Source organism: Acetobacter sp. DmW_136, assembly GCF_008690365.1.
GTDB lineage: Bacteria > Pseudomonadota > Alphaproteobacteria > Acetobacterales > Acetobacteraceae > Acetobacter > Acetobacter oryzifermentans.
Genome location: NZ_VHON01000021.1, coordinates 1 through 11,390 on the forward strand (window position 1 = coordinate 1; position 11,390 = coordinate 11,390).

At 56.8% G+C, this 11,390-nt stretch carries 6 protein-coding genes and 2 pseudogenes; 6 read left to right on the top strand and 2 right to left on the bottom strand.

Annotated features, from left to right (window positions below):
- Positions 1–198 precede the first annotated feature (198 nt).
- Positions 199–1,056, top strand: a complete 858-nt coding sequence (locus tag FKW31_RS07825; RefSeq protein WP_150178219.1) for a LysR family transcriptional regulator — start codon at positions 199–201, stop codon at positions 1,054–1,056.
- 417 nt (positions 1,057–1,473) lie between these two features.
- Here the strand turns inward: FKW31_RS07825 and treF are convergent, their stop codons facing one another.
- Complete coding sequence (gene treF / locus FKW31_RS07830) at positions 1,474–3,894, bottom strand: alpha,alpha-trehalase TreF (RefSeq protein WP_150178220.1); 2,421 nt, start codon at positions 3,892–3,894, stop codon at positions 1,474–1,476.
- 718 nt (positions 3,895–4,612) lie between these two features.
- Here treF and FKW31_RS07835 point away from each other — a divergent pair.
- The 3 genes and pseudogenes from FKW31_RS07835 to FKW31_RS07845 all read left to right on the top strand — a co-directional run bounded on the left by FKW31_RS07835 (position 4,613) and on the right by FKW31_RS07845 (position 9,299).
- Positions 4,613–5,601: pseudogene (locus FKW31_RS07835) on the top strand (DDE-type integrase/transposase/recombinase).
- A 277-nt stretch (positions 5,602–5,878) separates the two neighbouring features.
- Positions 5,879–7,960, top strand: coding sequence for a ParB/RepB/Spo0J family partition protein (locus FKW31_RS07840; RefSeq protein ID WP_150178221.1), 2,082 nt, complete (start codon positions 5,879–5,881; stop codon positions 7,958–7,960).
- 136 nt (positions 7,961–8,096) lie between these two features.
- Positions 8,097–9,299, top strand: a complete 1,203-nt coding sequence (locus FKW31_RS07845) for a DUF932 domain-containing protein (RefSeq protein WP_150178222.1) — start codon at positions 8,097–8,099, stop codon at positions 9,297–9,299.
- Between the two features lie 77 nt (positions 9,300–9,376).
- Here FKW31_RS07845 and FKW31_RS07850 read toward each other — a convergent pair whose 3' ends face one another.
- Positions 9,377–9,670: an HU family DNA-binding protein gene (locus FKW31_RS07850; protein WP_166443392.1), complete on the bottom strand. Its 294-nt coding sequence runs from the start codon at positions 9,668–9,670 to the stop codon at positions 9,377–9,379.
- Positions 9,671–9,744: 74 nt separating this feature from the next.
- On the opposite strand from FKW31_RS07850, the gene FKW31_RS07855 reads away from it, so the two are divergent.
- Positions 9,745–10,824, top strand: coding sequence for a toprim domain-containing protein (locus FKW31_RS07855; protein ID WP_150178224.1), 1,080 nt, complete (start codon positions 9,745–9,747; stop codon positions 10,822–10,824).
- Positions 10,825–11,141: 317 nt separating this feature from the next.
- Positions 11,142–11,342: pseudogene (locus FKW31_RS07860) on the top strand (hypothetical protein); the annotation flags it as partial.
- Positions 11,343–11,390 lie beyond the last annotated feature (48 nt).

Below are 11,390 nucleotides of genomic sequence, written 5' to 3' on the forward strand. Positions count from 1 at the left end.
GATAATGAGGTTTTCAAATTTTCCTCCATATCGAATGAGATGCTGGCGAGCATTGCTCCAGAACTGCGGATCATCATTCTTGGACATGCAATTTATACCTTATATTTCATAATATCATACACAGTAGGAACGGTATCGCATTGACCGAATTCAGTGTAGCGAATATATCTTATTGGAGATATCAGCGAGGATGATACCTTGGCGGCTACTCTGGACATTGATGTTCTGCGGTCTTTCACCGTCATTGCCGACGCGGGGTCTTTCAGCCGGGCGGCGATCAGGCTAGCCAAAACGCAGTCAGCTCTGAGTATGCAGATCAAACGGCTTGAAGAGCTGACAGGACACGCTCTTCTTCACCGTGGCGGTCGTGGCGTGACACTGACATCTCACGGAGAAAAACTGGTCGGTTATGCAAAGGAGATTCTGAGGCTTCATGATCATGCACTTGCTGATCTCTCGGGGCGTGGCTTGAGCGGCAGTTTGAAATTTGGTTGCCCCGATGATTATGCAGCCTGCTTTCTGCCGCAACTGGTCGGGGAATTTACACGACTTCACCCTGCTGTATTTATAGAAATTATCTGTGGCACGACCCAGCAATTGCACCACAGACTGCGTCGGAAAGAAATTGATCTGGCCCTTATTTCCGTGGAAGAAACGGATCGAGAAGACACACTGAGGACAGAGCCGCTTGTCTGGGTTGGCCAACCTCACTCTCCGGTCTGGGAGGTGTCTCCTCTTCCTCTGGCTTTGAGCGAAAAAAATACATTCGATCACAAGGCCGCCATTTCAAGCCTTCAACGTCAGAAGCGCTCTTATCGCATTGTCTATGCAAGTGGATCCCTGACTGGCCTGATCGCTGTTGTCAGATCGGGACAGGCTATAGCCGTTCTGACAAAATGTGCCGTGCCATCGGATATTCAGGAACTCCCCAAGGATATCGGTCTGCCTGCTCTTCCTCAATTGGGAATAACTCTTGCCTTTTCGGAGGAAACAACAAGTTCTCTCGTCGAGAAGTTTTCCTCACATATAGAAAAAGTGCTTCCAATACTATCATGAAGGGGCGGTATATTTTCTATATTATAACATATCGATAGGGTCGGGTATTGTGGGCTATTGCTGTCTACTTTTTAAGTTCACCACTGAGCCTAGGAATGATCGTCGATGCACCAGCTTCATCTGCAAGCGCGCACTGTGGCTGCTATCTACCGAAATAGGCCAAAGCTGGTGAGGCGTGCAAATGCTTTCTTTGCGCCGCGACCGATATCTCGCGGGGCAGAAAACCGGGAAGCATGACCAATACCGTAGACATTCCTCATGAATGTCAAAATGTCTTTTCTTTTCTAGAGAGTCTACGTGCTGACCGAACCCGGCTCATGCTTCACGGTCGATACGTTTTAAAGGGTGCGGTGTAACTCAAGGTGTCGTGTGGCATCGCACGAAGGTTTATTCGCCGCAAAAGAATAAATATTCCGATTAATTTTTCTTGTTTTCATTTTCTATCATTTTTTGCAAGTAGGTGGGAGGGGTCGCATATTTTTGCACGGAGACGTCACTGCTTCGGACATCATATGAATTGAAGGGTGGTAACGCTTCTGGTTCTCGTGAAGGCTGGTCAGCAGCAGGATTTTTATCTAGAATCAGTCGCAGTACCTGAGGATAACGGTTCATCAGGCCAAGAAGGGTACCGTTTGTCCAGCCAAAACCGATCTGGTTAGGATATTCACCGCCACCTTTTCCACCAACCGGGCTGATCGATGTGGAAACAACATCATATTTTTCCATGAGAACGCCAGATTTCTCATAAGTTCCGATAACGCGCGCCATCCATTTTGTGGCTATTGTTCTGGCCAGATCTTCGTAACCGTATGCATTCAGTCCCTTTATCGCCATCCATTCAGATGGTGCCCACCCATTGGGCGCATCCCACTGTTGGCCGCTTGCTATTTCTGTCTGCACCAAACCGCCCGCCTTGAGCAGACGCTTTTCAAGAATGGATGCAACACCGGCTGCCTGTTCTTCACCTGCCATCTGCAAAAACAGAGGGACTGCAGTCGCAGCAGAGAGGACTGATGTAGGTTGTTTATTTTTCCAATCATAATCATAAAATGCTTTTTCCTGATCATTCCAGAATACTTTTCTGATGGTCGCAATTCTGTTGTTGGCTATATCGTTATATTGTTTTGCTAGAATGGTATTGTTTTTCAGGGCATATGCATGGGCAAGAGTCTGTTCCATGTGCGCCATCAGGCAGTTCAGATCGATGGGCAGAATATCTGTCGTGTGGATGGTGGATAATGTATGCCCGTCCGCCAACCATCGTGCTGTAAAATCCCAACCACTTTCAGAGCCTGCTCGTAGATCCCGGTAAACGATATTGGGATTACGTGATGAATGAGCTGCTGTGGCGATATCTTCCGGATAGCTTTCATCCCGAGGCAGGTCCAGATCATCCCAGTAACGGTTCAGAACAGTATTGTTGTTGATACGTACAGCCCGTCTATAAGCTTCATCGGTTTTTAAAGCATCCGCGCCATTCATCCAGTAATCATGTTCAGCCTGTAATTCAGGAAGGAATGCCGTGTAGACGACCTGACCATCCTGCATGGCGAGCAGATCGAGCATCAAGGCGAAGAAAGGCGGTTGAGAGCGGCCCAGATAATAAGTGCGTGCAGCATTTGGAATATGCCCATAGCGATCGATAAGGGACGCCATATCCCGTATCATGTCACGCATGATATCTATTTTCTGATCTTCATACAGTCCAATCATGGAGAAGTACGTATCCCAGTAATTTAGCTCGCTGAATCGTCCTCCTGGCACAATGTAAGGATACGGAAGGGGGAGGAGAGAAGAATAGGCCACCGGGATATCTGCCGGACGATTTAGAACATCCCACATTCCGGATATATAATCCCGGACATTTTCGTTGGGTTTTCTTTTATAAGTAATTTCCGCTCGGAGTGGCAGGGCGAAATGCCTGCTGACGAAGCTCTTTAATATGAAATCTTTTTTATCACGTTCCGATAGATAAAGAGCAACGAGAGAAGAAGGTGATTGATCCGGTATCAGATCGGCAACTGTTTTCGCGTCAGAGAAGATTTTTGCCTTATTGATATCCTCAAAGAGAACAGAATAAGAAACTGAAGGAGGACGGAGATCCTGTGGAGGAAGTGAAAAATTGATTTTTGCCGGATCAGCCGAATTTATTTCCCTCGGAATTTCCACCGTTTCACTTTTTACCGCTACATTATCTGCATTTTGATGTGGTGCCAGCTTTGTGGGAGTAGGAGGCGTGGATATAGGAATGACGCCTAGATTTTTACCGCGTTCCGCCTTGCTGTTCTGGTCTGGTACGAGGGTTGCCGAATCAGACGGTGAACTGGAAGGCGGGTGTGTGGTAATGTCAGAAGGGCTTGCTGGCCCGGCTTTTGCATCCGTGTCTTGTTGCAGGCTTGGTGGTGGCTGATCGAGCACGGAGGTTTTTCTTTTGGCGTCTGCTTCCAGTTGTTGCGGCGCACCTTGTAAGGGAAAAGCTGGTGCTACATCCTGATGGACGAAACTTGCCCGCTGCTGTGTCGTGTCGGATGTGGCCGCTGGATTATCGCTAGCGGAAGCGTCGGTCTGTGCGCTGTTTCTGTCTTGAGAAGATGCGGGCAGAGGCAGTTTCGGAATAGTTTCCGAAACACTCTCGGTGGCTGATGTTTGTGTATCAGCTTCCTGATGTGTGGGCGTATATGTCGGGGAAGTGGTATTTTTGCTAGTTTCCTGCGGTGATTCCGTAACGGGCTGAGGCGTCTCACGATTTTCGGTGGTCTGCCCCCAGACTGGGGTCACGACCTGAATCGAAAACAAAAGACATAGCGGAAGACAGGACTTCTTGCATATACGCTTCATGCCCAAACCTAATCATATCACTATGGTGCATGCAATCCAGAAAGCGGGGAATCCACCGTAACAAAGCAGTGGGAACGTGTTTCCAAACCATCCGGCTGGCTTTTTCGGGAGTGTATAATTTCGTTTCCCCGTCCTGTAGCCTCGGGCCAACGTAAATATTTTAATGAAATATGATTCTCTGGGAGGAGAGGACCGTTATGTCATTGGGCAGGTCTCAGTATTTTATGGAGCATGGTTATGACGACCTTCATGGTTCTGGCGTAGGCGGTCCATGGATACTCATTACATTACTGGGGAACGTTTGTGGTGATTCAGCCGCTTTTAGCGGTTCAGGGCGAAACAATCGCAAAGTTTCTCTGGCACGCCGACGGCCATGATCGTTGTGATGACAAATCTGCTGAAAGCCGCAGCGGGGATTGCGGGGCAGATGGCATCATGTATCGCGCAGGACTAGGTTACCCGTCCTTTCACAGGAAGTATTTTCTGCCTCTAGTTTCATGGGTTGCCTTTCTGGCTGGCCGCTACGGGCCGCACTATGCATGGCAGTTTTCCATTCTTATGGCCCATTCTTTTCCTGATTTTTCTGTAATGGGATATTTGTAAAACAGAGCGAGCCAGACTAAAACTGTCAGGTTGTGAGACATCATTGGGATGGTGTAGTGTGGGCTATTGCTGCCTACGCCCCCTGGTTTGATGCTGCCTCCCGGAGTGATCGCTGATGCATCAGATCCATCCGCAAGCCCGCACCACACCTGCCGTCCGGGCCGAAATTGCGCGCTCGACGGAAGCGACCGGGGTATTGGCCCGACGCTTCGGCATCAGCGACGAGACGGTGCGCAAATGGCGCAAGCGCGGCGTCGGGGAATGCACGGATCGTAGCAGCAAGCCCCGCTTGCTGGCCTGGAAAGCGACCGAGGAAGAGCGTGCGATCGTTTGCCATTTGCGTCGGACCACCGAGTTCGGGCTCGATGACCTGACCTTCGTGCTGCGGCACTTCCTGCCCCACCTCAACCGCGACAGCGTCTGGCGCATCCTCAAGGATGCAGGGCTCAATCGTTGGCCGGTGAAGGAGAAGATCCGCCCGGCGCGGGGAGAGGGTACCTTCCGGGATTACGACCTGGGTTATGTTCATATCGACGTGAAGCATCTGCCAAAGCTGCAGACCGCAGACGGTGAGGCCGGCAAACGGTTCCTCTATGTCGCAATCGATCGCTGCTCGCGCTTCTGGCCGTCTACGATGCCGAGAATGCTGCCAATGCCGTCGATTTTCTCAAGGCCGTCAAAGCCGCCTTCCCATTCAAAATAACTCATATCCTGACCGATCGCGGCTCTTGCTTCACTGCGGATGCGTTTGAGAAAGCATGCCAGGATCAGGGTGTGGATCGGCGGCGAACCCGGGCCTACTCGCCCCAGACGAATGGCATGGTCGAGCGGTTTAACGGCCGTGTCGCGACCGAAGTCCTGCCGATCAACGTCGCGCACCACGTGGATCTCGAAGCCCTGCTGCGTGGGTTCAACCGCGCCTACAACCAACGTCGACAGAGGGTTCTGGGCGGGCTTTCGCCCGCAGAAAAAGTCGCCGAACGCCTTCGGCAACAACCATCTCTGCACAATCGAAGCTACAAACCCACCCCGGAAGCAAGTATCATGAACGAGGTTGACCGTATCATGCTCTATGCCAATGATGTCTCACAACCTGACAGTTAGGCGATAATTGAAAAGCGATCCGGGATATCCATCGTAATCGGGTGCGGTAACGAAGTTACGAATGTGTGATCCTCTGTCTGTCATGTCGGTTTTTTTCACTACGTCTGACAGCCGACTATCCGTTCTTCTCCCCCCCATTGCCAACATTTTTTACCGGAATAGCGGGTGCGGGGTTGTCTCGGTGTAGCAGTCAGAGTCAGAGGGCTGCGCGGATTTTCATGACGGGTTGAGAGGGTAGGGGAGAGTCTCCTGTCCGCCCGTCATGGAGTGTTTCGCCATGGCGACCGTTATTCCCAAAATCACCCTGAGTTCATCCCGCGACATCCCGTTCAACCGGCTGGTGCTGTCCCAGTCCAACGTGCGGCGGGTCAAGTCCGGTCTGTCGATCGAGGAACTGGCACGCGATATCGAGCGCCGCGGGCTGCTGCAGAGCCTGAACGTCCGTCCCATGCTTGATGGCGAAGGGGTCGAGACCGGCACTTACGAAGTCCCGGCAGGCGGACGGCGCTTCCGTGCCCTCGAACTGCTGGTGAAGCAGAAGAAACTGACGAAGACCGCGCCCGTGCCCTGCGTCGTGCGCGAGGCTGGATCGGCCATTCTCGCCGAGGAAGACTCCCTGGCCGAGAACGTCCAGCGTGTGGCGCTGCATCCGCTGGATCAGTTCCGGGCTTTCCGTGACATGCTGGAGAAAGGCATGTCCGAAGAGGAAATCGCCGCCGCGTTCTTCGTGGCGCCCACCGTGGTCAAACAGCGTCTGCGGCTGATGACCGTGTCCGACAAGCTGCTTGAGGTCTACGAGCAGGATGGCATGCGACTGGAACAGTTGATGGCCTTTTCCATCAGCGACGACCACGCGCGGCAGGAACAAGTCTGGGAGATCGTATTTCAGAACCATAACCGCGAACCCTATGTTATCCGCCGCATGCTGACGGAAAAGACCGTCCGGGCGTCGGATGCGCGCGCCCGCTTCGTTGGGCTGGACGCCTATCTCGCGGCGGGTGGTTCTATCATGCGCGACCTGTTCGAGGCCGATGATGGCGGCTGGTTGCAGGATCCGGCCATTCTGGACCGGCTGGTCATGGAAAAACTGCACGCTACCGCCGAAGCCATCCGTGCCGAGGGCTGGAAGTGGGTCGAAACCGCCCTGTCATTCCCATGGGGCCACACACGGCAGTTCGCGGAAATCGAGGGCACGGAAGTGCCGCTGTCCGACGAGGAAACCGCCCGTCTCGAAGCCCTGCGTGCCGAGCAGGAAACCATAGAAGCCGAATACGCTCAGGCTGATGAATACCCTGACGAGGTCGATGCACGGCTGGGCGGGATCGAACAGGCGATCCTTGCCCTGGAGGAACGGCCTTTGGCGTTCGATCCCGCTGACATGACGCGGGCTGGGACTTTCGTCAGCCTTGCCAGCGATGGCACATTGCAGGTGGAGCGGGGTTTCGTGCTGCCCGAGGACATGCCGACCGAGCCCGAAGAGACCGATGATGGCGGCGGTGCCGATGGATACGATCATGCTGCGTATGATGGGCGGGATGAACATATTGCTGGTTATGGCAGCGATGCGGGCGGTGAGGGCGATACTACCGGTCCCGACGTTGAGCCCGAGGAAGAAGACGGGATCAAGCCGCTGCCTGACCGGCTTCTCACCGAACTGACAGCCTGGCGCACGCTGGCGCTGCGGGATGCCTTTGCCAGCAATCCGCACATTGCCCTGACTGAATTCCTGCATACGCTGGTGCGTGATGTTTACTGGCAGACACCGGGGGCCGACTGCCTGGAAGCCTATGTCCGGGAAATCTCTCTACCGGTGCATTCCCCCGACATGCCGGGCAGTGTGCCAGCCCATGCGCTGCGCCAGCGCAACGAGGGCTGGAAGCACGATCTGCCGGAAAACGAGGATGCACTGTGGCGCTGGATCGACGGGCTGGATGAGGTCAGTCGGATGGCCCTGCTGGCGCACTGCCTGTCCTTCGGGGTCAATGCACTTTATGAGCGCATGCCCTCGTATGGGGCGGCGTCGCAGCGCAGCGTGACCGAACGCCTCAAACGGGCAGACCGTCTGGCATTGGCCCTCAGCCTTGACATGGTCGAAGCAGGCTGGCAGCCGACCGTCGAGAACTATCTCGGGCGCGTCACCAAGGCCTGTATCCTGCAGGCGATACGGGAAGCACGCGGCGACGAGGTGGCAGCGCGCATCGCCCACCTGAAAAAGCCCGACATGGCACGAGAGGCCGAGCGGGTGCTGGAGGGTTCGGGCTGGCTGCCCGAGGCGTTGCGCACGGTGGGTGGCGCAGGGCAGGCGCCTGTTGAGCCAGTGACGGCAGGCGAGGACGTGGAGGCCATCGCCGCCGAATAGCATTATGGATTTCGGGATTGTGAGACAGCGGCTTCCGGTACCCGGAAGCCGCTTTTTTCATGTTCGGCGCCCCGGAAAGAGGGAGAGGGCGGCTTCGCCTCTGGTGCCGAATAACCGGCATAGAGGAGAGTTTTCCATGACCACGACCACCATCCTGCCCCCAGCATCCCGTGGCGCCGTGTCCGGTGGCTTCCGGATCGATTCTTCGCGCGGGGAACGCAATGCCCGTGTCTCGTCCGAATGGTTTTCCCGTCCCGATGACGAGCGCTACCTGTCGCTGTCCGACCTGCATGCCGCCACGCTTGCCCGTGCGGATCGTGCCACGGCCCGCACGGTGGAAAGCCGTGCCATCCGCGTCGAGGCCAGCCGCGATAATGCCGAACACCTGACCCTGACCGTGCCGGGCCAGAATGAGCCGATCGCGCCCACACACTGGTCGTTCGGTCAGATGTGCAGCCTTGTGGGCGCGCCATCGTCGTACCTGCGCAATCTTCCCGCTCCACTGGCGGCGATCAACCTGCAGCATGGCCTGCTGTCGCACCGCGCCGAACTGGTCAAAACCCTGGAGACGGAAGACGGGCGCGTCGAGCTGCGCGCCGTAACCGGTCCTGATTACGGCCGCATCTGGGACCACGAACTTGTCGGTGCGGTGCGGAAGATCGCCGGTGACGGCACGGGTGATACCAACTGGAAGGTGCCCGGTGTGATCGACTGGGCCACCATGACCCATAATCCCTATGTGGATATCACCAAAGAAACCACGACGCTCTACGCATCTGATCGCGACGTGTTTCTGTTCCTTGTTGACGATACACACCCGATCGAGGCCGGACGCCTGCCCAATGGCGACCCCGATCTCTATTTCCGGGGTTTCTATGCTTGGAATTCGGAAGTCGGCAGCAAGAGCCTTGGTATTGCGTCATTCTACCTGCGCGGAGTGTGCCAGAACCGCATGTTGTGGGGCGTGGAGAATTTCGAACAGATCACGATCCGGCATAGCAAGTTCGCGGCCTCGCGTTTCGTGCATCAGGCGACACCGGCCCTGCGGAATTTCGCCACGGCCAGTCCGGCCTCGTTCATCTCGGGCATTCAGGCCTCGCGTCGTGCTCTGGTGGCGAAGAACGATGATGATCGTGAAACGTTCTTGCGTCGTCGTGGGTTCTCGAAACCGGAAACCGCGAAGATCATCGAGACGGTGTTGAACGAGGAGGGACGCAAGCCCGAGAGCGTGTTCGATTTCGTGCAGGGGATCACGGCGCTGGCGCGGACGAAGGCCAATCAGGACACACGGCTCGATCTGGAGGGAAGGGCGCGCAGGCTGATGGAGAAGGTCGGATGAAGCCGGTCATCATCAGAAACTGGCGTGATGAGGAAGGGGCGGCGGACGAGGTCCGCCGCCTTTCACCTGTCGGCAGGTCAGTCGTTCAGGCTGTCCTTGAGCGACTTGGCGGGCGTGAAGGCCAGCTTGCGCGAGGCCGCAATCTGGATGGTCGCGCCCGTAGCCGGGTTGCGGCCTTCGCGGGCGGCGACTTCTTTCACCTTGAACTTGCCGAAGTTCGGCAGGGTGATTTCGTCACCCGCTTTGGCAGCAGCGGTCATGGTCTCGATCAGGGCGTCCAGCACCTTGCGGGTATCGGTCTTGCTCGTGTCGGTGGTGGTGGCGATATGATCGACCAGATCGGCAATTTTCATGGGACTATCCTTCGTTATCTGTCGGGCCGAAACCCGCTGCTCCTGCCGTTACGAGGGAATTATGGCGTCTTCAAGCCTGCAGGGAGGGTGCGATGACAGACATGCCGTCATGGGATGCCGCCGATCTGGCCCGCAGGCTGGCGGAGAACGCCGAGGCGGTGTGCCGTCATTACCTCTCGGCCGGGCGACGGCATGGCAATTACTGGCTGGTCGGCGATGTCCACAACACGCCGGGACGGTCGCTCTATGTCCGTCTGCATGGGGGATCGGACGGGCGTGGCCGTGCGGGAAAATGGACGGATGGCGCGACAGGACAGCATGGCGATCTGCTCGACATCATCCGCGAAAGCCTCGGGCTGCTGGATTTTCGGGATGTCGCGGACGAGGCCCGCCGTTTCCTCAGCCTGCCACAACCGGCACCACGACCGGCTTCTGATCGCGGTCGTTCCCATGTGTTCAGCCATGATACTTCCGGGCAGGCATCAGGAACCGCTGATGCGGCACGACGGCTCTGGGCCATGTCCCGCCCGATTGCCGGCACGCAAGCGGAAACCTGGTTGCGCCATCGTGACCTCACCCGCCTGACGGACTTGGCATCGCTGCGTTTCCACCCTGACTGCTATTATCGCACCGATGCTGACAGCCCGACCGAGACCTGGCCTGCCATGATCGCCGCCGTCACCGATCTCGAAGGCCGCGTGACCGGTGTGCATCGCACCTGGCTGGTGGCGGACGGGCGTGGCAAGGCCCCGGTCGATCATCCGCGCCGGGCGATGGGCGACCTTCTCGGCCATGCCGTGCGCTTTGGCACGGTGTCCGACGTTCTGGCAGCAGGCGAGGGGATCGAGACGGTGCTCTCGCTCCGCGAAGTCATGCCCGATCTGCCACTGGCCGCCTGTCTGTCCTCGGCGCATCTCGCTGCTATGGCGTTTCTGCCTGCGCTGCGTCGCCTTTACGTGCTGCGCGATGACGACCCGGCCGGAGACCATGCGGTAGCGACCCTGATGGCCCGGACGCAGGAGGCCGGGATTGAGTGCCTCGTGCTGTCACCGCGTCTGGCGGATTTCAACGATGATCTGCGTTATCTCGGGCGTGGGGCGATGCGGGCGATCCTGCATCCCCAGCTTGCCCCGCAGGACGTGGCGCGGTTTCTGCAACCCGGTACGCACTGAGGCGGGCTGGGAAGGGGGAGGGTCTCCTTCTTTCCCTGCCGTGCGGGCGCTGTCCTGTTCCCGGATAGGGCGCGCCCTCGGCCTTTCGTGGAGGGGAGCGGGCGTCAGCCAGGCCGGGCCTGCAATGGCGGAGCCGGCTATTTTCCGCCGCGCGGGACTGCGTCCGCGCTTTGCATCGCGAAACAAAATAGCCGTCTCCCTGCCATCCTCCACTGCGTTCCGGCCGCGCGTTGCGCGGTTCCGGCCCGGCCTTCGTCTGCCGCTTTCCGCCCCCGGAAAGGCCGCGAGGGGCGCGGCCAGAACCGGAGGACAGACCCATGACCCGCACACAGCACGATTTCGAACCCGAACACGCCACCTCTTCCACCGCCCATGTGCTGGCGGAACTCCAGCTTTATGGCCACCGTCCCTTCGAGGACGAGCCGGACCCGCGGCCGCTGCCCGACGCCAGCCAGATCGGGGGTGCGGTTGCCGATATCTTCGACGCGGATTTCTCACACTTGAGGCAATTTCGGGTCATTTTGTAGAATTCAGTCATCCCACAGGAGCCCGATCTGGAATATTGA

What these genes read in the sequence shown, in the direction of transcription:
- treF (WP_150178220.1), bottom strand. Translation starts at nt 3,894, where the DNA reads ATGAAGCGTATATGCAAGAAGTCCTGTCTTCCGCTATGTCTTTTGTTT.
- FKW31_RS07840 (WP_150178221.1), top strand. Translation starts at nt 5,879, where the DNA reads ATGGCGACCGTTATTCCCAAAATCACCCTGAGTTCATCCCGCGACATC.
- FKW31_RS07845 (WP_150178222.1), top strand. Translation starts at nt 8,097, where the DNA reads ATGACCACGACCACCATCCTGCCCCCAGCATCCCGTGGCGCCGTGTCC.
- FKW31_RS07855 (WP_150178224.1), top strand. Translation starts at nt 9,745, where the DNA reads ATGACAGACATGCCGTCATGGGATGCCGCCGATCTGGCCCGCAGGCTG.